This window comes from Mucilaginibacter flavidus (genome assembly GCF_024055575.1).
Classification (GTDB): domain Bacteria; phylum Bacteroidota; class Bacteroidia; order Sphingobacteriales; family Sphingobacteriaceae; genus Mucilaginibacter; species Mucilaginibacter flavidus.
In genome coordinates this window covers 173,725-199,021 of record NZ_JAMXOE010000004.1, presented here as the reverse complement: position 1 = coordinate 199,021, position 25,297 = coordinate 173,725, and the positions used below count along the sequence as shown (strand labels likewise).

General features: G+C 45.0%; 20 protein-coding genes. 3 read left to right on the top strand and 17 right to left on the bottom strand.

From position 1 onward, the window contains the following. Positions 1–2 precede the first annotated feature (2 nt). On the bottom strand, positions 3–530 hold the full coding sequence (locus tag NAF19_RS10025) for an adenine phosphoribosyltransferase (protein WP_252789909.1): 528 nt from the start codon (positions 528–530) through the stop codon (positions 3–5). Then, positions 527–1,402: a ComEA family DNA-binding protein gene (locus tag NAF19_RS10020; RefSeq protein ID WP_252789908.1), complete on the bottom strand. Its 876-nt coding sequence runs from the start codon at positions 1,400–1,402 to the stop codon at positions 527–529. Before NAF19_RS10020 ends, NAF19_RS10025 begins: the two co-directional genes overlap by 4 nt. A 77-nt stretch (positions 1,403–1,479) precedes the next feature. Between NAF19_RS10020 and NAF19_RS10015 the strand changes: the two genes are divergently transcribed. Continuing rightward, entirely contained in the window at positions 1,480–3,234 is a 1,755-nt protein-coding gene (locus NAF19_RS10015; protein WP_252789907.1) for a bifunctional lysophospholipid acyltransferase family protein/GNAT family N-acetyltransferase, read from the top strand. Positions 3,235–3,344: 110 nt separating this feature from the next. Here the strand turns inward: NAF19_RS10015 and NAF19_RS10010 are convergent, their stop codons facing one another. From NAF19_RS10010 to NAF19_RS09970, 9 genes are all read right to left on the bottom strand, one after another. Then, positions 3,345–3,863, bottom strand: coding sequence for an Mpo1 family 2-hydroxy fatty acid dioxygenase (locus tag NAF19_RS10010; RefSeq protein WP_252789971.1), 519 nt, complete (start codon positions 3,861–3,863; stop codon positions 3,345–3,347). An 87-nt stretch (positions 3,864–3,950) separates the two neighbouring features. Beyond that, the gene (gene rny, locus NAF19_RS10005; RefSeq protein WP_252789906.1) at positions 3,951–5,519 is read right to left on the bottom strand and encodes a ribonuclease Y; all 1,569 of its coding nucleotides are present in this window, start codon (positions 5,517–5,519) and stop codon (positions 3,951–3,953) included. Positions 5,520–5,739: 220 nt separating this feature from the next. Then, positions 5,740–6,033 carry a cell division protein ZapA gene (locus NAF19_RS10000; RefSeq protein ID WP_252789905.1) on the bottom strand — a complete coding sequence of 98 codons (294 nt, stop codon included), beginning with the start codon at positions 6,031–6,033 and terminating at the stop codon, positions 5,740–5,742. Positions 6,034–6,052: 19 nt separating this feature from the next. After that, positions 6,053–6,340, bottom strand: a complete 288-nt coding sequence (locus NAF19_RS09995; RefSeq protein WP_252789904.1) for a hypothetical protein — start codon at positions 6,338–6,340, stop codon at positions 6,053–6,055. 174 nt (positions 6,341–6,514) lie between these two features. Continuing rightward, complete coding sequence (pheT, locus tag NAF19_RS09990) at positions 6,515–8,914, bottom strand: phenylalanine--tRNA ligase subunit beta (RefSeq protein ID WP_252789903.1); 2,400 nt, start codon at positions 8,912–8,914, stop codon at positions 6,515–6,517. A gap of 153 nt (positions 8,915–9,067) precedes the next feature. Further along, on the bottom strand, positions 9,068–9,295 hold the full coding sequence (locus NAF19_RS09985; protein ID WP_252789902.1) for a hypothetical protein: 228 nt from the start codon (positions 9,293–9,295) through the stop codon (positions 9,068–9,070). 239 nt (positions 9,296–9,534) lie between these two features. Next, a complete protein-coding gene (gene radC, locus NAF19_RS09980; RefSeq protein ID WP_252789901.1) occupies positions 9,535–10,233 on the bottom strand; it encodes a RadC family protein in 699 nt (232 codons plus the stop codon). Between the two features lie 77 nt (positions 10,234–10,310). After that, positions 10,311–11,324, bottom strand: coding sequence for a YncE family protein (locus tag NAF19_RS09975; protein WP_252789900.1), 1,014 nt, complete (start codon positions 11,322–11,324; stop codon positions 10,311–10,313). A gap of 99 nt (positions 11,325–11,423) precedes the next feature. Then, positions 11,424–12,908, bottom strand: a complete 1,485-nt coding sequence (locus tag NAF19_RS09970; protein WP_252789899.1) for a glycine--tRNA ligase — start codon at positions 12,906–12,908, stop codon at positions 11,424–11,426. A gap of 1,315 nt (positions 12,909–14,223) precedes the next feature. Here NAF19_RS09970 and NAF19_RS09965 point away from each other — a divergent pair. After that, complete coding sequence (locus tag NAF19_RS09965) at positions 14,224–14,979, top strand: peptidase associated/transthyretin-like domain-containing protein (RefSeq protein ID WP_252789898.1); 756 nt, start codon at positions 14,224–14,226, stop codon at positions 14,977–14,979. A gap of 189 nt (positions 14,980–15,168) precedes the next feature. Here NAF19_RS09965 and NAF19_RS09960 read toward each other — a convergent pair whose 3' ends face one another. From NAF19_RS09960 to NAF19_RS09950, 3 genes are all read right to left on the bottom strand, one after another. Continuing rightward, the gene (locus tag NAF19_RS09960; protein ID WP_252789897.1) at positions 15,169–15,345 is read right to left on the bottom strand and encodes an addiction module protein; all 177 of its coding nucleotides are present in this window, start codon (positions 15,343–15,345) and stop codon (positions 15,169–15,171) included. A 43-nt stretch (positions 15,346–15,388) separates the two neighbouring features. Then, entirely contained in the window at positions 15,389–18,979 is a 3,591-nt protein-coding gene (gene dnaE / locus NAF19_RS09955) for a DNA polymerase III subunit alpha (protein WP_252789896.1), read from the bottom strand. Positions 18,980–19,340: 361 nt separating this feature from the next. Further along, positions 19,341–21,593 carry a S9 family peptidase gene (locus tag NAF19_RS09950; protein ID WP_252789895.1) on the bottom strand — a complete coding sequence of 751 codons (2,253 nt, stop codon included), beginning with the start codon at positions 21,591–21,593 and terminating at the stop codon, positions 19,341–19,343. Positions 21,594–21,788: 195 nt separating this feature from the next. Here NAF19_RS09950 and NAF19_RS09945 point away from each other — a divergent pair, with 195 nt between their 5' ends. Beyond that, positions 21,789–22,313 (top strand): acyl-CoA thioesterase, encoded by a 525-nt coding sequence (locus tag NAF19_RS09945; RefSeq protein ID WP_252789894.1) that lies wholly within the window; start codon positions 21,789–21,791, stop codon positions 22,311–22,313. A gap of 198 nt (positions 22,314–22,511) precedes the next feature. On the opposite strand, the gene NAF19_RS09940 is transcribed toward NAF19_RS09945, so the two are convergent. Genes NAF19_RS09940 through NAF19_RS09930 form a run of 3 tightly spaced genes read right to left on the bottom strand, consistent with a single transcriptional unit; the run spans position 22,512 to position 25,130 of the window. Further along, positions 22,512–23,594 carry a family 10 glycosylhydrolase gene (locus NAF19_RS09940; RefSeq protein ID WP_252789893.1) on the bottom strand — a complete coding sequence of 361 codons (1,083 nt, stop codon included), beginning with the start codon at positions 23,592–23,594 and terminating at the stop codon, positions 22,512–22,514. After that, positions 23,591–24,718 (bottom strand): carbohydrate-binding family 9-like protein, encoded by a 1,128-nt coding sequence (locus NAF19_RS09935; protein WP_252789892.1) that lies wholly within the window; start codon positions 24,716–24,718, stop codon positions 23,591–23,593. Before NAF19_RS09935 ends, NAF19_RS09940 begins: the two co-directional genes overlap by 4 nt. 4 nt (positions 24,719–24,722) lie before the next feature. Further along, on the bottom strand, positions 24,723–25,130 hold the full coding sequence (locus NAF19_RS09930; protein ID WP_252789891.1) for an EVE domain-containing protein: 408 nt from the start codon (positions 25,128–25,130) through the stop codon (positions 24,723–24,725). Positions 25,131–25,297: the final 167 nt, after the last annotated feature.

Genomic DNA, 25,297 nt, shown 5'->3' with positions numbered 1-25,297 from the left:
AATCAATACTCCGCCAACACCACTACCTTATTGCAAACTTCCTCAATCCGTTCTCTCCCATTCAAAAAACCTAATTCAACCACAAAGGAAAAACCTGCAACTATTCCACCCATTTCCTGTATCAGTTCGCTGGCGGCTAATGCGGTGCCACCGGTTGCCAGCAGGTCGTCGTGTATCAATATATGCTGGCCTGGCTCGAATGCATCGGTATGGAGTTCAATGACGGCTGTGCCGTATTCCAGTTTATAAGCCTTTTGTTTTATGGTGAACGGCAGCTTGCCAGCCTTGCGTACCGGCACAAAAGGTACGCCCATTTTAGTTGCCAGTGTTAGTCCAAATAAAAAACCCCGGCTTTCAATCCCGGCAATGGCATCAATGTGGGTGCCCTGCAATTTTTCGGCAAAGGCATTTACTATGCTTTCGCATAAAGCTGGACTTTTTAATATAGGTGTGATATCCTTAAATATTATTCCCGGCTTCGGGAAATCAGGTATATCGCGTATGGCCGATTTTATTTGCTGCGCTATCATTTAAAACTTATATATGGTTCAATTTTACGTAAAATTCCGGCATCCAACAGCACAATATTTTTCAAATCATCCATTGAATTATAATTGCCATGCTGTTTACGGTATTCAATTACAGCGTTAACCTGTTTGTAATTCAGATAAGGGAATAACCGCAATTGATCGAACGATATAGAATTGATGGGTAACTTTTTGATTTTTGCCGGGTTTACCGAGACCTGAGATTTTATTTCTTCATAGCGAAGTGAGTCTATTCCATAAACTTCTTTCAATTGTTCCTTGCGGTAGAAGCCGCCGAGCCTATTACGGTAACGCAAAATTACTACAGCCGATGCAGGTCCAACGCCCCTCAACGCTGTCAGCTTTGCCGAATCGGCGCTATTTAGTTCGATGATTTCGCCGGGCTTAATTTTGTTTGACGTATAAACTGCGTCGGGGATACTGATGTATGGCTCCAGTCGCTTATAATCATCAGGGGTGATGGCATATATCTTCTTTAAATCCTGCTTGTTATAAAATCTGCCGCCCTTATCGGTGTAATGCTTTATCACTTCGGCCTGGTGCTCATTCAATCCCAATTGTTGCCATTGCGATATAGTTAGGATATTAGGGTTAAAAGGAAACATAACCGGCGGCGTTTTCTTTTCCGGGGTTTCGGGCGCTTCTTTGTCAGGGTCGAAGCCGGATTTGGCGCCCGCTTTGTTTAATTGCGCTGCTGCTTTGTTAAAATCTTTGAAATTTATTGTATTATCTTTGCGGAACACCTGATAAACATAGGGCGCGGCAAGTACCAATGCAATCAAAACAACCAGTACAACCAAACCATTCCATTCCTTTTTGGTTATCGACAGGTAATTTTTTATCCGCGTTTTCATTAACAGGTTTATCAGGGTTAAATTAAATAATTTTTCAGGATATTTATGGCCCTATCAACAGGGTTTATTTTATAAGTATGAAAGTAATTACCACCGAAGAATTTGCCAAAGCCACTAAGCTTGATAAGCTGCGCATGCCCGGGCTGGCCGGCCTGTTGATGGAGTTAATGAAGATAAACCAGGTAAACGACCTGTTTGCCCAGGCACAGCCAAAAGTAGGCCCCGAGTTTGTTGATGCAATATTAGAAGGCTGCGGCATTGATATCGAGTTTGACGAAAGCGATTTAAAACATATACCCAAAACCGGCGCCTTTATTGCCATAGCCAACCACCCGTACGGCGGTATAGAAGGCATGGTATTGTTAAAGATGCTTTGCATGGTTAGGCCCGATGCCAAACTGATGGCCAACTTCCTGCTCAAAAAAATACCCAACCTTGCTGATTACTTTATCGCCGTAAACCCGTTTGAAAATGTGGAACATTCATCAAGCATCAGCGGCTTAAAAAACACGCTCGAATTGCTTGCCAACGGTACGCCAATAGGCATATTCCCTGCAGGAGAAGTATCTACCTATAAAGTAGATAAACAACAGGTAACCGACAGGCTATGGCACCCGGTTGTAGGTAAGATAATAGCCAAAGCAAAGGTACCTGTAGTACCAATTTATTTCCATGGCAATAACGGGCTGCTGTTTAACTTGCTTAGCTTGATACACCCGGCGTTACGTACCGCTAAACTACCGTCTGAACTTTTTAACAAGCACGGGCACACCATTAAACTGCGCATTGGCAAGCCGATAAATGTTGTTGATATACCCGATTACACCAATAGCGCCAAACTGCTTAACTATTTAAGGGCTCGTACCTATGCATTAGGCACCGGGCTTGAAGACGAAAAGAAGATTTTCAACCCGCGTAACCTTTTTAAGATAAAAAAACAGCCTGCCGAAATAGCACCAGCCATTGCCGGCGATATACTTGATAAAGAAATCTCGGCGCTGCGTGATGATTACCGTATTTGGGTTGAGAAAAACTACGAAGTGTACATTGCCCCCACAACCCTCATTCCCTGCACCATCCGCGAAATTGGCCGGTTGCGCGAGGTTACCTTCCGCGAGATTGGCGAGGGCACCAACAAATCTATCGACCTGGATGAGTATGATATTTATTACCACCATTTATTTATTTGGGATACCGATGCAAAAATGCTTGTCGGTGCCTACCGTATTGGCCTGGGCGACGAGATATTTTACAGTATAGGCAAAAAAGGCTTCTACGTTTCGGAATTGTTTAAGATAAAATCGCAATTTACACCGGTGCTTAAAAAGAGCATTGAACTGGGCCGGTCGTGGATACGTAAGGAATACCAGTTGAAGCCTTTACCTCTGTTTTTACTTTGGAAAGGCATATTAAAATATTTGATCGATAACCCGCGCTATCGCTATTTAATCGGACCGGTAAGCATCAGCAACTCTTTCTCCAACTTCTCAAAATCGCTGATTGTTGACTACATTAACCGCAATCACTTTGACGAAGAAATGGCACAGTACGTAAAGCCACGCAAAAAATTCAAAGTTGACCTTGGCAGCATTGATACTGACCTGCTCATGTCGGGAGAGGACAGTTTTAAAGGATTGGATAATTTGATTTCCGAAGTGGAAACCAGGAGCCTAAAAGTACCTGTATTGCTGCGCCAATACATCGGCCTCAATGCTAAAATCATCTGCTTCAACATCGACCCTAAATTTGCCGATTGCCTGGACGGTTTTTTGGTACTCGACCTGGAAAAAATACCGCAGGATATGTTGGATAAGCTTGGCAAAAATATGTAGCGGGGAAGATCCAGCAATAGAGTCGTCAGGAATCAGGATTAATAGATATCGGTAGGAAGAACATCTGCCAACTTTCCTGGCTCCTATTCTCTTGAGTCTTGACTCTTCTTCTAATATCTTATTGAAAACTTCTTCAATATAAAATGAAGCAGCCAAATAGGACCAATAAGCAAAAACTTAAGATCATCTAAAAAAGAAGGCTTTTTACCCTCGATCTTATGGCCTATAAATTGCCCAACCCATGAAATTATGAAAATAGCCAGGCATACCTGCCATATGGCCGGACCACCGGCTTTTTGCCAGGTATCCAGCTCTATAATTCCATAGCTAAAAGCAAATAATATAAGCAGCATTAAGTACGACAACACCGGTGAAAGCTTATAATAGTAATAGATACTGAAGCCAATTAAAAACGATGCCCAGTTAACGAAGCCGTTATATTTGCCTAAAAATTTTAAGTAAGGAAACGGAATAGCCCAAAACAACCCTAACAAACTAAATACGATAAGTGGCACACATACCCAGTGAATACTTTTATTTGTTGGATTTTGATGGCTTTCGGCGTATTTGTCAAAATAAACATCAACAGGCCGTTTATCTGCTAACGCAGAACCACCACTGGTGTGCATTTTTGCGCTTTTGCCCGAATTATTGTTAGTTGCCACGGTTTATAAATTATAAAACCCTCTCCTTTTACAGAGAGGGTTGCAATTAATTTATTTCGCAAACGCTACCGACCTGGTTTCCCTTATTACGGTAACCTTTATCTGGCCGGGGTATGTCATTTCGGTTTGTATGCGGTTTGATATATCTGCCGCCAATACTTCTGATTGTGCATCACTAATCTTTTCGCTTTCAACAACCACGCGCAATTCACGACCAGCTTGTATAGCAAATGTTTTCTCAACACCAGGGTATGATAATGCAAGCTCTTCCAGCTCTTTTAAACGCTTGATGTAGCTTTCAACCACCTCACGGCGTGCACCCGGCCTTGCGCCTGATATGGCATCACAAACCTGTATAATTGGCGACAACATCGAAGTCATTTCCACCTCATCGTGGTGGGCACCTATGGCGTTACAAACTTCAGGATGCTCCTTATATTTTTCGGCCAGCTGCATACCTAAAATTGCATGCGGCAATTCCGGGTTGTCATCAGGCACTTTACCAATGTCATGCAGTAAGCCGGCACGTTTGGCGAGTTTAACATTCAGTCCTAATTCGGCAGCCATGGTGGCGCAGAAGTTAGCCACCTCGCGTGAGTGCTGCAAAAGGTTTTGCCCGTACGATGAACGGTAACGCATCCTGCCTACCATACGGATCAATTCCGGGTGCAGGCCGCTAATACCTAAATCGATTACGGTACGCTCGCCTATTTCAACAATTTCTTCTTCTATCTGCTTTTTGGTTTTAGCAACCACTTCTTCAATACGTGCAGGGTGTATGCGTCCGTCCGTTACCAGGCGGTGCATGGCCAGACGGGCAATCTCCCTGCGTACAGGGTCGAAACCTGATAAAATAATGGCCTCCGGGGTATCATCCACAATAATTTCGATACCGGTAGCCGCTTCCAGCGCACGGATGTTACGACCTTCACGACCGATGATGCGGCCTTTAATCTCGTCATTTTCGATATTGAAAATAGATACAGTATTCTCTATTGCCGCTTCAGTAGCTGTACGCTGGATGGTTTGGATAACTATCTTTTTGGCTTCTTTGGTAGCAGTTAATTTAGCTTCGTCAACAATGTCTTTTATCTGGGCCATAGCCTTGCTGCGGGCTTCTTCGCGCAGATTGTCAATAAGTTGATTTTTGGCATCCTCGGCAGATAAGCCTGCAATAGTTTCCAGCTGCTGCACGTGCGAATTTTTCAGCACTTCAACTTCTTCCTGCTTTTTAGTAACAATTTCCGTTTGGCGCTCCAGGTTTTTGCGCAGATTATCCAACTCGGTATCCTTGCGGTTTTGGTTTTCGAGGCGTTGGTTTAACGATTGCTCTTTTTGCTTAACGCCGTTTTCACGCTGATTAATAACGTTGTTTTTCTCGTTAATTTGCTGCTCGTGCTCAGCTTTCAACTGCAAAAACTTCTCTTTGGCTTCAAGTAACCTGTTCTTTTTAAGGATTTCCGCATCATTTTCAGCATCCTTTAAAATCTTCTTTACTTTGCCCTGGGCTGCTACTTCCTGGTCTTTGAATAGCTTTTTCAGTAAAAACCGTCCGAGTAAGAACCCCGGTAGTCCCCCTATCAACACTCCGATGATAAGGTATAATAATGTATTACTCATGTCTATAATTGGTATATAATAAAAAAAACCGCAACTAATTTCTAAGGTTCATGTATCTAAAAACTTCTTTTCGAATATGGACCCACGGCTTCCCGTTTAACCATTACGATTAACGAATCCGCTTCCATCCATCTATATTGAAGCGTTAAGTTTTTAATAGTGAAACTTAAAATTTAACTGCGGTTAAATCTTAATTGCTCTGTTTGTATGTAAAGAACGTTTATTGCTTTGAAAAAAATTCTGATAATAAATAATCCAACTGGTAAACCTTGTCTGTCACTTCGGTATCTTCTACCGAAACCTTCATATCAGCTTTTAATGATGAGGTTGCATAATGCAACACACACATCGAAAGCAAATCCTGTTTATCCCTAACTGCGTAATTTTCCTGGTATTCTTTTATCCGGTCGTTAATCAGTTTGGCTGCCCTACGTATTATTTCTTCTTCTTCCATGTTTACCTTTAAGGGGTAAACTCTGTCAGCAATGTTTATTTTTATGGAGATTTCTCCCATTTGAGCTTCACTTTTTGTATTATTTCTTCAATAATACAATACACTTATCTATTTCCTGCACAAATTCGTTAATTTTTTGCTTTATGTCAAGACTTTTTTCATTTGTTTCTGAAAACGACTTCGCCATCTTCAATGCGCGGAGCTTTTCATCAAGCTCTTTTGTCTTGTTCCGGCTTGCATCCAGCGCCACCGAAAGCGACTGGCTTTCCAGCTTCAACAAGTCATTTTCCTCCTGCAAAGCAGCACAAAGCTCTATTAAGCGCTCCGTTCTTTCAACAATTGAATTTAACTGCTCTGCTAAGGCCATGGTTTAATTAGTGAATTACTGAGTTGGCGAATTAGTGAATTTATTTTTTTGCTAATGTTTTAAGGGCTGAATATATTAATTAATATTTAAATACCAATCACAAATCCCGGAACTCACTTATTTTCAAATTTACAATTACTTAATCATTAATTCACTAATTCACCCATTCACTAATTATTTTCTGATCTCCGCTCCTGCTTCTTTGCCTAAATTATAAATTAACTTTTGCATAATGCTGTCGATGGCTTTATCGGTCAGCGTTTTTTCACTGTCCTGGATGATAAAGCTCAACGCGTAAGACTTTTTACCAGCCGGCAGCTTGTCGCCTTCGTAAACATCAAACACGCTTACATCCTGCAATAGCTTGCGCTCAGTTCTTTCAGCTATTTGTTTAAGCTGGCCAAAGGTTACCGCTTTATCAATCAGCATCGAAAGGTCGCGACGAACCGATGGGAACTTAGGCACATCCTGGAATACAATTTTGTTTTTGCGGACTGCCATTAATATCATGTCGAAATTAAAATCGGCACAAAATACTTCCTTATCCACATCAACCTTTTTCAAAGCATCTGCCGATACCTTGCCGAATTTAACCAGTTGCTTGCCGTTGCGTTTGTATTGCATGCCCCAGGCAAATTTGCTGCAGGTTGAATCTTCCAGCGTTAAATCGCCGATGTTTAATTTAGTGATGATGCCATCAACAATTGCCTTCAGGTTGTAAAACGATACAGCCTTTGCCTTTTGGTTCCATTGCTCGGGTTTATCAACGCCCGATATGAACAGGGCGAACCGTTGTGTTTCGCTATATTTATCTTCCTTCAGCTCGTAAACCTTGCCGAACTCGTATAATTTCAAATCAGCATTCCTGCGGTTGGTGTTGTAGGCGATGGCTTCCAATCCTGAATAGATCAAAGTTTGGCGCATTACGTCTAAATCGCTGCTTAAGGGGTTCAGAATCTTAACCGCTGTATCCAGGTTTGATGAATAAGCCGACTTCGTAAGCGAGTTCGACATAATCTCGTTAAAGCCATTGGCGCTCAGCATATCCGAAATCAAATTCTGAACAGTATCCTTTTCCGGCCTTTGCGAGTTATTTAATGATGCCCTGATTTGCGTAGGGATTTCGATATTGTTATACCCGTAAATACGCAGTATCTCTTCGACAATATCCACCTCACGGGTAATGTCCACACGGTATGGCGGTACTTTTAGTGAAAGCCCCTCCCCTGTTTCGCCAACAATTTGGATATCCAAAGCGGTTAATATGCCCTTGATTTCTCCATGCGGAATTTCCTTGCCAATTAGCCTGTGGATGTTTTTATAAGTTACCTCAATTTCAAAAGGTGAAACCGGGTTTGGATAATTATCCGATATCTCTGACGATATCTTTCCACCGGCAATTTCCTGGATTAGCAGCGCTGCACGTTTAAGGGCAAATACGGTCATATCCGGGTCAGTACCACGCTCAAAACGGAACGAGGCATCAGTCTTCAACCCGTGGCGTTTCGATGTCTTACGAACTGAAACCGCGTTAAAATAAGCGCTCTCCAGGAATATATTTTTGGTTGATGCCTTTACACCCGAATCCACACCGCCAAACACACCGGCTATACACATTGGGGCTTCGGCATTACCTATCATCAAATCATCGGCGCTCAACTTGCGCTCAACGTCATCCAAAGTTTTGAAGGTGGTACCTTCGGGATAGTTTTTTACGATGACGGTATCGCCTTTTATCGCGTCGGCATCAAAGGCATGCAGGGGTTGTCCTAAATCATGCAGCACGTAGTTGGTGGCATCAACAATGTTATTGATCGAACGGATGCCGATAACCGCCAATCTTTCTTTAATCCATTTTGGGGATTCTTTAACCTCAACGCCTGATATGGTAACACCCGAATACCTCGGACTTGCAGCCTCATTCTCCACCACAACCTTAATTGTGCGACTGGTATCATCAACCTTAAATGCCGAAACATCCGGCTTTTTTATGCCGATTTTCAGGAACGCAGTAATATCCCTTGCCGTACCTAAATGCGAAGTTGCATCGGCACGGTTAGGGGTTAAGCCTATTTCGTAAAGGTAATCGTCGTTAAGTTTAAAGTATTCTTTGGCCAGCGAGCCTACTTCGGCATCAGCGTCGAGTACCATAATGCCGGCATGGTCGTTGCCCAGGCCAATTTCATCCTCGGCACAGATCATCCCTTCGGATACCTCGCCACGTATTTTCGATTTGTTTATTTTAAATGGCTCGCCAACGGTTGGGTATACGGTTGTACCAACGGTAGCCACTACCACTTTTTGACCGGCTGCCACGTTATGTGCGCCGCAAACTATCTGTAAATCTTCACCTGTGCCAACATCAACTTTGGTGACACTTAACCTGTCGGCATTGGGGTGCTGGTAACGCTCCTTTACGAAGCCAATCACCAGGCCTTCCAGTCCACCGGGAACAGCGTGCACTTTTTCGAGGCTCTCCACCTCCAAACCAGTGCCGGTTAATATGGTTGAAATCTCTCCGGGAGTTTTATCGGTATCAATAAATTCTTTAAGCCAATTATACGATATCTTCATTACAGCTAAATGATAATCGGCAAAGATAGGAATTAGTCCGAAAGTCGGGAAGACGGAAAGTCCGAAAGTGAGAAAAGAGTTCGGAAAGACCGAAAATCGGTAAAGTCCGAAAGAAAAAAAGTCTCCCCTTTAGGGGAGATTTAGAGGGGCGTATTAATCATCATTATCCGTATCGCCATCATCACCGATATCAAGCGTGTAGGCTGATTCCGATGCATCGTAGGCACGCTGTAGTTTGTCCGGGTCAGCATAATCTACTGTATCGCCCGACTCTGGCAAATCATCCAAACCATTTGAATGTACGTCTTTCTGGCTTAGCTGGTCATCGGCGTCGTTTTCGTTCTGATCGTCGATGGGTATTTGGTTGTCTGGAGTTATCATAGCGTTAAATTTTTGTTTAAAGATAACGCTATTGTATTAAGGTTGTTTCAAAAATGCGAAGAACTTCTCAGTCTCGTCATTGCGAGGAACGAAGCAACCTCTACGTATGCAAATCAACGAAGCAAAAGCTTTGTGGTGACCTATCAGCCGCGTTTAGGTCACCATAAACACTAAGGTCCGTGAACGTCCTATGTAGAGGTTGCTTCGTTCCTCGCAATGACGAATGGTGAGAAACTCCCCTAAAAATGCGCCTCATCCGCCAAACTGTAAAAGCCTTTATCCGTGATAATCAAATGGTCGAGAATCCTTATATCCAATAACTTGCCGGCTTCGGCTAATTTTTTGGTGAGGTAAATATCCTGGTGGCTTGGGCTTAAGTTACCCGAGGGGTGGTTATGGAAAAGGAAAATATTACTGGCCTGGTGTTGCAGCGCCATGCCGAAAATAATCTTGGCATCAACTGCCGTTTCGGATAATCCGCCCCTGCTTATCAGTTCTTTAGCTATCATTTTTGATGAGCGGGTTGTGAGCATTATCCAAAATTCTTCATGTTTTAGGTCGATGAAATGGCGCTTCATAATGTTGTAGGCGTCACGACTGCTGCCGATATGTTCCGGGTCTGGGCTGTCAGTATCGTTTCTTCTCCTTCCGATTTCGAGCGCGGCTATGATGGATATGGCTTTGGCTTCGCCGATGCCTTTAAATTTGGATAGTTCGGCTATGGAGGCCTTGCCCAGCTTGTTCAGGTCGTTTTCGTAATGGTGCAGGATGCGTTTGCTTAATTCAACAGCCGTTTCGTTCCTGCTGCCAGAACCTATTAGTATGGCAATCAGTTCAGCATCAGTTAAGGCACGCCTACCCTGCCCGCTTAGTTTCTCGCGTGGCCGGTCTTCCTCTGCCCATGATTTGATGCCGATTTTGGTTTGGTTGCTTTCCATTTATATTATGCCCGGCTTTTGAGTTCCGGGTTTAAAAACGAAAAATAGTAAACTAATCGCTAATCTCCTATCAATAATTATAAACCGCTGCTTACCACCAATACTTCAAAAGTACCCGGGATAAGTGAGGGCCTGAATTCGCCTGCTTTTTTAGGGCCGAACTTGCCGGTAGGCAGGTACAACAGGTGTGTTACCTGGTCGACAGCGATTGTACGTGCACCAGCTTTTGTTTTAAGATTTTGAACAACCGTGAATTTATTTGCTGACAGTTCTTTGATAACGGTTAACGTGCCTTCTCCATTTGATGAGTAAACTGTTTTAAGTTTTTTGTCAAATCCTACGGCATCGCACTCATCGCCTATCGGCAACGTGGTCACTACTTTGCCATTGGTGGCGTCCATCACTACCAGTAATTTATTATCGCAGCCGGCAAACAAACGCATGGTGTTCCTGTCAATAGCTAAGCCCGAAGCGCTTTTACCCGGAGCAATTGGCCATGTATTCACTATTTTATAAGTAGTGGCGTCTATCACGTCAATCTCGCTTTTTTCGGCATTGTTAACGTATACTTTGCCTTTGCCATCGCTGGCAGCGGTTTCGGGCCAGCCGGTAAGCTGTACTGTGGCTACGGCTTTATCAGTTGCCGGGTCAATAAAAGTCATGTTTTTGCTTTTGCCGTTACAGCTGATGACCTTTTTTGAATAATCATCATACAAAATTCCATCGGCAAACATACCTGTCGGCACATGGGCGAGTATTTTAAAGGTTTTTAGGTCGAAAACCGCTACGCTGGCAGCCGAACCATTGGTAATGTACCCTTTGCCCAATTGGCGTACAATGGCAATGCCGTGCACATCCTTTTCGGTTTTAATTACACCAATCGAGTCGCCGGTAGTTTTGTTTAATACGTTTACCTGGTTGCCATGCGATACATAAAGCCTATCGGAAGCCGAATCGACGGTGATATAATCATAGCCGCCGCTGCTTTTGATATGGAATGTTTTTGAAACGTGGTAAGCCGCTTTTTTTTGCGCGTAAACCGATGTGATTACTGCTGAAAGCAGTAAAATAGCGATGATGATCTTTTTCATGTTCCTAATATTGCCGGGGTGTACAGCAATATTAGGAATGAAAGTTGTATTATTTTGGTATAATCTGCCGAAAGGCGAAATTTATAGACGAAGGCATATTTATCCTCCCAACAAATTCTTCCAGCTCACCAAATCACCTAAAATCTTCTCTAACTGGCCTGCATCCACACGCTCCTGCGCCATAGTATCGCGGTGGCGGATGGTAACGGTGTTATCTTCTAATGTCTGATGGTCAACAGTGATACATATCGGCGTACCTATTGCATCCTGCCTGCGGTAACGCTTGCCTATGGCATCCTTCTCTTCGTATTGCAGGTTGAAATCAAATTTCAGCCTGTCCATTATTTCGCGCGCCTTTTCGGGCAGACCGTCTTTTTTAATTAACGGGAAGATGGCTGCCTTTACCGGGGCCAAACAAGGGTGCAGGCGCAACACGGTGCGGCTGTCCTGTTTTTCTTCGGTACTAAGGTCTTCTTCCTCAAAGGCGTTGATCATCGTTAATAAAAACATCCTGTCTAAACCTATCGAGGTTTCAATAACGTAAGGGATGTAGTTACCGTAAGGCTTTTCTGTTGCCGGGTCAATCTCCGGGTCGAAATACTGCATCTTTTTGGTGCTGAACTTCTGGTGCTGGCTCAAATCAAAATCGGTACGGCTATGGATACCTTCCACCTCTTTAAAACCAAACGGAAAATCAAACTCGATATCAAAAGCGGCATCGGCGTAATGAGCCAGCTTAACGTGCTCGTGGTAACGGTATTTTTCGGCCGGGGTTCCCAAGGCTAAATGCCATTTTAAGCGGGTTTCTTTCCATTTATTAAACCATTCTTTTTGTGTGCCAGGGCGTACAAAGTATTGCATCTCCATCTGCTCAAACTCGCGCATGCGGATAATAAACTGGCGGGCAATCACCTCGTTACGGAAGGCTTTACCTATCTGTGCTATCCCGAAAGGAATTTTCATCCTGCCCGATTTTTGTACGTTCAGGTAATTCACAAATATCCCCTGGGCAGTTTCAGGCCGCAGGTAAACCACATCGGCATCATCAGCCACGGCGCCCATTTGGGTGCTGAACATCAGGTTAAACTGGCGCACATCCGTCCAGTTGCGGGTGCCGCTGATAGGGTCGGCAATTTCGTGTTGTACAATCAGGTCTTTTAAACGTACAAGGTTTTCCATTTTTAAGGCCTCGTCCAATTCCTCCTGCAACAATTCAGCCTTATCGGTTTTACCGTCTTTTGTGTAGCGTTCAATTTTATCTTCTAAAAGCTGGTCGGCACGGTAGCGTTTTTTGCTGTCCTTGTTGTCAATCATCGGGTCGCTAAAACCATCAACGTGACCACTGGCCTTCCATATCTTCGGGTGCATAAATATGGCAGAATCAATGCCGACAATGTTCTCGTGCATCTGCACCATGCTTTTCCACCAGTAGGTTTTGATGTTATTTTTCAGTTCCACACCGTTCTGACCGTAATCATAAACAGCGCTCAGGCCATCATAAATTTCGCTTGAAGGGAAAACAAAGCCATATTCTTTTGCGTGCGATATAACGTTTTTAAAAAGTTCGTCGGTTGATTTGCTCATAATAGCGCAAAGATAGTTTTTTTTGATTTTCTCGCTATTGTTTGTTTTCAACGGTGCTCAAAGAAGGCTGCGCCGTTTCGGATGTCGGAATTTCGATTTCGGATTTTTTTGATTGCATTTTTGAGAACACCGAAAGTCGGGAAGGTCAGTAAAGAAAAAAAAGTTGAGGGATATATTAATCCGTGGGGCGTCTAGGCGAATCGCTTTTAAAACAGGGGGCTCCGCTGGAGCCTTTTATTGAGACATTTCGACTATAAACAGGTAGCTCCGCTGGAGCTGTGAATAATGCCGCCCGGACTCCAGCGGAGTCGCCTGTTTATAGAATTAATGTCCTGAATATTTAGGCTCCAGCGGAGCCACCTGATATTTTACATATTCAAAAGCGATTTCCCCGAGGGTGTCCGTCCGCCAGGTGGGAAAGGCTATATTGTGACGGACGGACAGCATGAAGGCCGGAAGATGAAAATTGCCGGTTCGTGGTGTCCGTCCGTCCGGTTAGACTACAGTCCCTGCGGACGGACGGACACCCTGCATTGTATCGCAATTAAATATCCGTAAACTGTCCGTCCGTCCAAAAGATACAAGGGCAGGTAACCGGACGGACGTTTTTTATCGCAGTAAATAAATATCAAATAATGCTTTGAAAAGATAAATATATTTACTAATTTTGTTAGTAAACACTTCTTCCTGTTTCATTTTTAATTTCTCGCCATCCACCACAGCCGTCCTTTACTATTTACGTAGTAAGTGGGTAAGGAAGGGGTATTTTTAAATTACCGGTATAATTTAATGTTGTTTTGTTTCTTACCGCGAAAAAGATTTGTTGTTTGTGATTTGTCAGGTGAAATAGTTGACAATATATCAACGTGACGGCAGCTAGGATTTTTTGAACATTGATTGTAAGACTGTTAATTGGTGCAAATCAAATTTTCGCTTCCAGTTTTTGGCTAAAGCCCCAATTGCGTTGTTCGTGTCCCGTCCCTTAAAAGGGATGGCAATGAAACATTTTTTTCAATTCATTGCCGTCTGGCTTTAGCCAACGGGAAAGATAAAATAACAATATACGGCTTTAGCCAAATTCCGCCATGTTATATCACCGGGAAATAAATGACTGTAAAGTAAGTTAGTGACAATTTGATTTGCTCCCCTGATAATTGCCGGTTTAACCCATGGGTGTCCGTCCGTCCGCCGGAGCCCCTTCTCCTGCGGACGGACGGACATCCCATCTGTTAAATGTTGTTAAACAATTATTTAGCTTGATGCCGATAGTTATTTTTGGGTGGATGATAAACCTGCAACCTCATACTGCCACTCTATGAAATACCTGCTGCTGTTTAGTTTTATGATCGTTTCGGGCTTTTGTTACTGCCAGCAAATAAAAGGCAAGGTGCTTGATAAAGATACCAAACTGCCCGTTAACGGCGCTATGGTACGTGTGGGCTGTAAGATAGCATTTACCAATATCCTTGGCGATTTCAGTATCGCAGCATCCACAACTGACAGCCTGAAAATAACCTGCTTTACCTACAAACCTTTTAAGTTGCCGGTGACTAATACCATGGAAACCCTGCGTATTGAGCTGGAGCCTGCCAAAATTGTGTTGAACGAAGTTACCATACGCTCCAATCGTGAACGCGACTTTAAAAAGGACTCAGCAGCAAACCGGGAGTTTTACGCGAAACAGTTTAATTACAAGGGGCCAAAGGTTATTAATGCTTTTGTCCCATCGGGCGGTAATGGCACCAGCCAGTTGCTTAGTATTGATATAGTAACGTTAGTGCGTGCCCTCACCAAAAAAAGCACCCGTGCCTACAAATTCAACAAGCTTTTGCTGCGCGATGAAAAAACCGACTATGTAAACCAGAAGTTTAGTCACGGCCTGGTGGCAAGGGTAACCGGGTTAAAAGGAGATACGCTTTCGGCATTTGTTGTGCAATACCGCCCAACTTATGCCTTTGCCCATAAGGCTACCGATTACGAAATGGAGCTTTATATTAAGGATTGTTATCAAAAGTTTTTGAAGGAAGGGATTAAGGGGGGTGAGTTGTTTATAAGGCCTGGAACCGAATAAATATCACAATCACGTCATTGCGAGCGTGGTTGCTTCCAACCGCGTCCGAAGCAATCTCTAAGCAAATGCCTGCACCGAAGTAATAAACTCAATAGTTTCCTGTCCGCGGGTGCAAGGTCACTTCAACATAAAGGTTCCTGACTGTCCTTCGTAGAGATGGCTTCGTTCCTCGCCATGACGCGCGTTGGGTTATTTCGAGCTACTACGTATTTTTTTGAGTTCAGCCTCGGCTCTGCGAGTTACTTCTTCCCATGAAAGCCCCTTAGTTTTCCCGCTTTCAATATCATCAAGTCGGCCTTGTAACTCTTTCAAAAAAGCTTCATCCCCCCAGGGGTCGATTTCGTCTAATAGGTCATCTTTTTCCATATCCCTGATAATCTTCAAATTCTCACATCATCAAATCTTCAAATCAATTCAACACCGGCTGCACATTCGTCAAGCTAAAAATATCCGCCATTAAATCATCGCTTGGGTTTACTTTAAAGTTTTTGGAGGGCAGTTCAACCAGCATGTTCTCTTCCCTGTCTTTTATCATAAACTTGAGGGTGCAGTTTTTAACCGGGTATTTCTGATTGTTGGTGTCTATAAGACCTTGCAAATCGCTTAACAGGCGGCTGTTTAAGGCATTCAGTTCCAGGCAAACGGTTAACGATTTGGTGAGCTTATCCCGCATTTCGGATAGCAGGCTCATTACTGTTATCTTCATATCCCAGTTATCTTTCTGACGGAATTTCTCTTCGATGATGCCCCGCAGGTGCAGGAAGTATCCGTCCATCATCATGTTACGGAACTTCACATAATCATCGCCAAACAGCGCAAACTCGTACGATTCGTTATAATCCTCCAAAACAAATGTGCCGAACGGTTTGCCAGTTTTAGTCATTTTATGCTGAACGTTGCCTACCAGGCCGCCAATACATATTTCCCCCTTGCGGCGCAGTGCTGCAAATTGTGCCATCAGCTCTTCGCCGCCTTCGCCTGAGCGTGCTTTTTGCATCATCTTCAAATCGCTGATCGTGCTGTTGCAAAAGCGGTCCAGCTCCACCTTGTAATTATCAAGCGGGTGCCCGGTAAGGTAAATACCGATTACATCCTTCTCGTATTTTAACTTTTCAATCAGCGGCCATTCTTCGGCCTCCGGCATGGCAGGCTCCGGAATATACGAGGCCACCGACCCGCCAAACAACGACGATTGCGAACTGCTTTGGGTGTTCTGGTAGTCGTTGGCGTATTTTATCAAACGCTCCACCCCTGTTAACACACCATTTTCCGTCTTGGCAAAAAACTGGGCGCGGTTTAAGCCGAACTCGTCAAAGCCACCGCCATAAACCAGGTTTTCGTACGATTTACGATTAACGCTCCGGGTATTGCTCCGCTGCGCGAAATCGTATACCGATTTATAAGGGCCGCGCTCGTTTCGTTCTTCAATGATGCTTTCAACAGCCTTATCGCCCACCCCTTTAACACCTGTTAGCCCAAAACGGATCTGCCCCTTGCTGTTAACGGCAAAAGCCATATCGCTTTCGTTGATATCCGGGCCTAGCACCTGTACACCCATGCGGCGGCATTCCTCCATAAAAAAGGTGATCTTTTCCATGTTGTTCTGGTTGTTTAAAACCGCCGCCATGTATTCGGATGGGTAATGCGCTTTAAGATAGGCTGTTTGATAGGCCACAAACGCATAACAGGTAGAGTGCGATTTATTGAACGCGTACTGGGCAAATGCCTTCCAGTCGGTCCAAATTTTGGTAAGCTTATCTTTGGGGTGACCCTTGGTAGCCGCCCCATCCATAAACTGGGACTCCATTTTGTTCAGTATCTCAATCTGCTTCTTACCCATTGCCTTACGCAAAACGTCGGCATCGCCCTTGCTGAAGCCTGCCAGTTTTTGCGATAAAAGCATCACCTGTTCCTGGTACACGGTAATACCATAGGTTTCGCCCAGGTATTCCTCCATGTCAGGTAAGTCAAACGTTATCGGCTCCCGGCCATGCTTACGGCTGATGAAGTTAGGGATGTACTCAATAGGGCCCGGGCGGTAAAGCGCGTTCATGGCAATTAAATCCTCAAACTTATCCGGCTTCAGCTCGCGCAGGTACATTTGCATACCATCACTTTCAAACTGGAAGGTACCGTTGGTATCGCCGCGTTGGTACAATTCAAAAGTCTCCTTATCGTCCAGCGGGATGTAATCTATATCGATAACAACACCATGATTCTGTTTGATCATCCGCAGGGCATCCTTTAAAATGGTAAGGGTCTTTAATCCCAAAAAATCCATCTTAATAACGCCTGCATCCTCAATTACACGACCATCGTACTGGGTAACCAGCAGATCACTATCTTTTGCTACCGCAACAGGAACAATGTCTGTTAAATCGTAAGGCGCAATGATGATACCCGCAGCATGCACACCTGTGTTACGCACTGATCCTTCCAGCTTTTCAGCTTCGCGCAGTACCTGGGCACGCAGGTCGTTACCTTTTAATATTTCTTTTAACTCAGGCACCTGTTCAATGGCATCTTTCAGGGTGATGCCCAATGTATCCGGAACAAGCTTTTTAATGGCGTTCATTTCGGATAGCGGCATATCCAGTACGCGGCCAACGTCCTGTATACTGGTACGCGCAGCCATGGAACCATAGGTAATGATCTGCGCCACCTGGTTTTTACCGTACTTATCAACCACGTAGTCAATAACCTTCTGCCGACCTGCATCATCAAAGTCCGTATCAATATCGGGCATCGACTTACGGTCGGGGTTCAAAAACCTCTCGAACAGGAGGTTGTACTTCATCGGGTCGATGTTAGTGATACCCGTGCAATACGCAACCACCGAACCGGCAGCCGAACCACGACCAGGGCCAATGAACACGCCCATATCCCTTCCTGCACGAATAAAGTCGGCAACGATAAGGAAGTAGCCGGCAAAACCCATGGTACGGATAGTAAACAGCTCAAAGTTGATACGCTCTTCCGTTTCGGCATCTATATCGATATAACGCTCTTTGGCGCCTTTAAAGGTTAAATCTTTAAGGTATTCCCACTGGTTAAGGGTATCCGCATCGGCAACACTGTCGCCGTGTATCTTAAATTCAGGGGGGATAACATAGTTGGGCAGCAGGATGTCGCGTTTAAGCTTTAAAACCTCCACCTTATCAACAATCTCGTTGGTGTTATCAAGCGATTCCGGCACATCATGGAACAGCTTACCCATTTCGGCCTGTGTTTTAAAATAAAACTGGTCGTTAGGGAAACCGAAGCGATAGCCTTTGCCGCCTTCTTCATCAGTAGCTATGGGCGTGCTTTGCATATCGCCGGTGTTTACGCAAAGCAAAATATCGTGTGCGTTTGAGTCCTGCTGATCCACGTAGTGCGAATCATTCGAGCAGATCATCTTCACATTATATTTTTTGGCGAACTTCATCAGTACCGCATTCACCGTATTTTGTTCGGGGATATCGTGGCGCTGCATCTCGATGTAGTAGTCTTCGCCAAAAAGGTCGAGCCACCATTTAAATTCGATCTCGGCTTCTTCTTCGGTACCACGTAAAATAGCCTGCGGCACCGATGCACCGAGGCAGCAGGTAGTGGCTATTAGGCCTTTATGATGTTTTAATATGAGCTCCTTATCAATACGCGGCCATTTGCTGTACAACCCTTCCATGTAGCCGGCAGAGCATAATTTCACCAGGTTTTTATAACCTTCGGGATTTTTAGCCAGCATCAACTGGTGGAAACGCTTATCCTTTTTCTCTTTGGTGAATTGTTTTTTATGGCGATCATCAACCACGTAAAACTCACAACCCACAATAGGTTTCACGTTGTGTTTACCCGCCTCGGCCACAAATTTAAACACGCCGAACATATTGCCATGGTCGGTAATTGCCAGGGCTTTCATGCCATCGGCAGCTGCTTTTTTGTATAGTTTGGATATATCGGCAGCACCGTCGAGCAGTGAAAATTGGGTATGAACGTGTAAGTGAGAGAAATCGGGCATCGTCTATTCTTTTCCTTGAGTGAAGATAGCAAAGTTAATGCTGAATGTCGGATTTCGGATGTTCGATTTCGGATTTGTGGAAAAATTGGCTTGCGTTGACAACTAAATTCTAATCCATTGTCATTGCGAGCGCAGCGCGGCAACCGCGAACTTTACAGGGCGGCTAGAACGGTGTAGAACTATGCAGCCCGCTCTGTAAATTTCGCGGTTGCCGCCCTCGTTCCTCGCTCGCAATGACAAATTTTGAGAGAGTCCGGGTGTCCGGCCGTCCACTACAGACACGTCTCCACCGGACGGACGGACACCCCTTCAGGTTCCTTTAAAAAATTCCGACATCGAACATCCGACATCCGAAATCAAATTACTTCCCGTTCAAATTCACCTCCGCATTTTTCCCTTTCAAATTCTTCTCCAAAAACTGGAAGCTTACATTTTGTATTAGCTTATAGCTTTCCCAGTTGTATGCTGCGCCATGTGCTCCTGGCGGATAGATACGTAGTTCTGCGTCTTTACCGGCATTGGTTAAAGCGGTTAACAACTGCATGGTATTGGCCGGGTGCACGTTATCATCGCTCATGGAGTGTATCACTAACAAGTGGTCCTGCAGGTTTTTGGCGTAGCCGATGACTGAACTGGTCTTGTAGCCTTCCTCATTTTCATTTAACGGCGCCATGTAACGTTCGGTGTAAACATCGTCATATAAACGCCAGTCGGTAACCGGGGAGTTGGCTATGCCCACTTTAAACACACCGGGATGAGTAAGCAATGTGTAAGTTGTGCTGAAACCGCCATAGCTGGTGCCCATAATTGCCATGTTATTGGGATCAACTATGCCTTTGCCTACCAGGAATTTAGCCAGGTCGACAAAGTCGCTGCTTTCCAGTTTGCCAAGTTGCTTGTATACCGATTTCATAAATGCGCTGCCATAATTCGCGATGCCACGGTTGTTTACATTGGCCACAATGTAGCCGTTTTGTGCCAGCCACTGCGCCCAGGTATCGGTTGCAAAATTGTCAAAAATATCATGCGACTCGGGGCCGCCATAAACGGTCATCACCAGTGGGTATTTTTTATTCGGGTCGTAATTAAAAGGTTTGATGTAATAGCCATCAAGCCGGGTACCATCGCTGGCAGCAAACTCGAATTGCTCCTGCGGCGAGTAAGCATGCGTTTTTACAAATTCATCAACAGCGTGGTTATCTTCCAGCATTTTCAGCACTTTGCCTTTGTCATCATCAAGAGCTACATGCGTGGGCGTTGTTTTGTTGCTGTAGGTATCTAAAAAGTATTTAGTATTTGGCGACATATTGATATCATGATACCCGCTCACCGTCGACAACTTTTTCTTGCTACTGCCGTCAAAATTAATCGTCCAGAGTTCCTGGTTCAACCCGCCGGTTTCGGCCGACAGGTAGTATATTTTCTTTGCGTCCGCATCAATACCCGTAACCTTTATCATATCCCAATTGCCGCTGGTTACCTGGTTTATCTGCTTGCCATCGTAACCGTAACGATAAATATGGTAATACCCCGAACGGTCAGACACCCAGAAAAACTCTTTCGATTTCTCGGGGAAGTAGATCATATCATTAACGTTGGTATAAAAGTTAAATATGGCTACCCAGGTTTTGTTCTGCTCTTCCAGCACCACATGATGATCGCCTGTTTTTACATTGAAGAAATACAACTTCATGTGGTTTTGAGCGCGGTTAAGCGTCATTAGTGCGATAACATCAGGCGTGCTCGTCCAGTAAATGCGGGGGATATAAAAATCACCGGTTTCATCGGGCGTAAGCCAGACCTTTTTGCCCGATTCCACATCAACAACACCAATTTTAACCGATGGGTTTGGGTCGCCCACCTGCGGGATGGAGATATGCACCTGCTCGGGGTGCATGCCTTCAAAGTTGCTCATTTGGAAATCGGGTACTTTGCGCTCATCGAACTGCCAGAAAGCCATGTACTTATTATCCGGCGACCAGTTCCATGCCTGCGCCTGGCCAAACTCTTCCTCGTAAACCCAATCGTAATGGCCGTTAAAGGTGCCGTGTTCGTCGGTTTGGTCGTTGGTTAGCTGCGTTTCTTTTGCTGTCGCGAAGTTGTAAACAAACATATTGCCATTGCGCTCCATGCCTACCTTCGAGCCATCTGGCGATAACTCTGCCGAACGGGCATCCTTGGCTGCCTGCTTTAATTGTTTGCTGCCGATATCATAAATAAAATAATCAGCTATACCCGACCTGCGGTAAATGGGCCTGAAATTAGTTTTAAAAACCAAATGCTTCGAATCATGCGACCATTGGAACGACTCATAATTAAAATCTTCATTTGTGCCCGGCAACTTCAGCCCTTTGTTGGTGAATACCAGCTCATCCTTTTGCGTGCGTGCATCCATCGAGCGGATCTCATCATTATTGATAAACGAGTATTTATTGCCGCCATCAGTCCAGTTAACGCTTTGCGGGCCCGGGTTGCCAGATAGTTTGCCGGCAGATTGCAGGGCATCTTCCAGGCTAGTATACAATTGTTTGTTTTGAGCAAGCGTACCAAACGGCACCAACAGGCAAAGTGCAAGCGGGGTAATTATACTAACACGCAGGTATTTGAATTTCATAAAATGGAATTGGGGTTTTGAGTGCTTAAAGCTAAGGGGAAAAGAGGTTAGAATCAAGAGGCAAGAAAACAAGAGTCAAAAGTCAAGAGACAAGAACCAAGACGAAAAATAGAACGGCGATTGGCGATTCTCTCCTGGCTCTTGATTCTTGGTTCTTGATTCTCAAAATCTTGCCTCATTCACTATCTTTGCCCCATGAAAGGAAAATCGCCCAAAGAATCGTACACCATTATGAATGAGCTGGTGTTGCCCAATGATACCAATACACTTAACAATTTAATGGGCGGGCGCTTACTGCACTGGATGGATATTGCCGCGGCTATTGCAGCACAAAAGCATTGCAACCGCATTGTGGTAACGGCATCTGTGGATAATGTTTCTTTCAAGCATTCTATTAAGCTGGGCGATGTGATAACCATCGAGGCCAAGGTTTCCCGGGCGTTCAACACCTCGGTTGAGGTGAGGCTTGATGTTTGGGCCGAGAATATCCCATCGGGGAACCGTTACAAGAGTAACGAGGCCTTTTACACCTTTGTGGCGTTAGACCAAAACAACCTCACCATACCTGTACCCGAACTGATACCCGAAACACCCGACGAAATAGTTCTATTTGAAGGCGCCCTGCGCCGCCGCCAGCTGCGTTTAATACTCGGCGGTAAAATGAAACCGGATGATGCTACGGAGTTGAAGGCCCTGTTTTTTGGGGAGAATAACGGGTAGCACCCAAATCTAAAAAAAACGTCATTGCGAGGAACGAAGCAACCTCTGCACAACCAAATCAAGGAGCAAAATCTTTGTGGAGACCTATCAGCCGCTGCAAGATCACCATCAACTTGAGGTTCATGACTGTCCTATGTAGAGGTTGCTTCGTTCCTCGCAATCACGCTTGCATAGTACGCTCGCTATCAGCACATTAGTTTACGCGTGTTTCTCAACCAGTTCCGACCTCAAAATCTCCAACACTCCCGGCGTTACATTTCCAAAAAATGAAACCCCGTGTGCGCCGTTCTTAAATGCTAACTGCACACCTTGCCTTATTTCGTCATCGTTTTTAAAATCAGACAAATACAAACCAGCATACAGCGGGAATGCCCCTGCCAAAAAGTGGACACCTTCAGCAACGGCATCTCCTATCCAGGTTACTTTTTCTTTGTAGAAGCCGTGGTATATCATGGGGCAAACGCCGTCGAGCTTCCAGTTTGTCCAGTCTTGCCGAACGTTGCGGCGGGCAATTTCGGGCGTTGGGAAAACGGCGGCGGTAATTAGTTTTTTATGCTGATGGGCAATATTCGACAGGCTGTTTACCACCCTGCTGATATTATTGTACCTGAACAACCGCCACGACAGGCTGGCTTCCGGGAACTGTATATCAGCCAGCTCCGTGCCGTACTGCTCCTTAAATTTGGCGCGGCAAACCTCGCAGTAGCAATAATCATACTCCGGCAGTTCTTTGGTTTGCTCAATTTTGTAATTGGCCCACAGGTTTACGGGCAGTACCACATCACAGTAGCGCACATAATCAAGGTGGATGCCGTCGATATAATCCTTATCCAAAATATCGGTTACCTGTTGTTCCAAATACTGCTGTACCTCGGGGCGCGACGGGCAAAGCCAGCGGTAATAATTTACATAAGGCGGCTTATCGGCGCACGAATCGCCGTTGCGGTTTTTGCTGTACCAGTCCGGGTGAATGCTTACCAGCTCGGCACGGTTAAAGGTCCATATCCAACGGTGCGCCTCCAACCCGTGGGCTTTTGCAGCGCGGAAATGCCGTTCACTATCCGCCTCGAACAAGATGCCGGTTATGCCGGCGGCTTTATAGCTGATATAACGGGTGGTCAATTCCTCGTCGGTATCTTTTTGGTTGGGGTTTGTCCAAACCCAGTTTTTTATCTTTTTATGCTTAGCACCGGCCACAACAGCAGCAGCCAAACCTTTTAAAGGCAATTGCGATGCCACACCCGCAAGCAGGCCGGCTTTTATAAAATCGCGTTTATTCATAGTGTTGGGGGGGCTAAAATGGTTACAAACCCATCCTGGTCAATGGTATAAGTTATGTTGTTTTTACTATCGGTTATAAACGCCATAAACTGGTGCGGGCTGGCTTCCATCTTCAGTAAATTACTATTGCCGTTAATGGTAACTTTGGCGTCAATATCCAGTTCTTTTAAAGTGAGCCCATAGGCGTTGTGCCGGTTAATCAAGGCTTTCTGCCTGTAATAAGCCAGCCATAAATATTGTTTTTGCAGTTCAGCGTAAGGAGTGGCAAATTTCGCATCGCTGGCGGCATTTTTTGTAAACTGCAGGTAACCCCAGCGCTCGGGGTAATGCATATTTACCACACCCTGCGGGCTCCAAACCCAGTTATGTTCGGGCAGGTTGCGCCCATTGGCATCCTTTAATTTTTCGTATTTGCCGTTTACAGTTTTGGTGTCCCACTCCACCCGCGAAAAGTTGATGCGCCACAAGGTGCCTTCGCGCGGCACCTGCGTGCGGTTGCCCAGGCTGATGGCCTTGAACGGGATGGCCATTTCCATTGTCCAGCCCTTATCAATATCCAACGGGTCGTTAAGTGTTCCCTGCACCTTTACCGCCGACCGCATGCCATTTACATTCCAGGCGCTCATGGGCAAACCCAGGTTGCGGTAAGGCTTGTTTAAAAACAAATCAAAAATGGTGTTAACGGCATTACACTCAATCTCGTAATACTGGTGCGTGGTGTTATTGGGGTTGATGAAAACCTCCACATCATTATCCTGGAAAACAATGTCATCATGCTTTTTAAGGTAGGCCCAAACGTTAGGGTCGCTAACTTGCGCGGCAATATACAGGCAGGTATCATCCCAAAGCATTTTGATATTGGTTTTTAACGGCGGGTTGGGTTTCAGGTTACCCTCAATGTCCACAAAATCATCCGTCCATTTGGCCTGCTGCCAGGCGGCATCAGTGATATCGCCATCAATAACAGGGGCGGTTTTGGTATAGCCCACCACGTAGCTTTTTGGGAGCGAAAAAAAGTTTTCAAGGTCCTTAAACTGCGGCTGTGCCAATGCAGCAGTTGCCGAAAACAGCAATAGCGCCGCAAATATCAATTTTGCATAGCCGGCGGGTAAGCTCTTATACATCAGCTTAGCGGCTACCAAGTTCAACAATCCGGTCGAACTCTTCGCGCTTCATACCCATTACGCTCAGGCGACCCTGGCGAACCAGGCCCACATCCTTCAGGCGCTCATCGGCTTTTATGGTTTCGAGGGTTACGGGGGTCTTCAAGGTTTCGTAGGGTACAAGGTCTACCACCAGCCAGTTTGGATCTGTGGTGGTGGGGTCCTGGTAGGCGGTTTTGGCTACTTTGGCTATGCCGACAACTTCTTTACCCTCGTTGCTGTGGTAAAACAGCACCAGGTCGCCTTCCGTCATTTCGCGCAGGTTGTTGCGTGCCTGGTAGTTGCGAACGCCATCCCAAAAGGTGTGGCCCTCCTGGTTAAATTTCTCCCAACTGTATTTATGTGGTTCTGATTTTACAAGCCAATAGTTCATGTTAAAGGTTTTTGCCAAATGTAATGAAATTGGGGAAAATGGGAAGCGGATGTGGGAATTTGAGGGGGTGATGTAGGGGCTAAGTTTTATGTTACTTTGCAGCTTGAAACCCCGCAAAGCGTTCCATTTTTACACGCGGAACACCCGGAACGCTATGAAACATACTG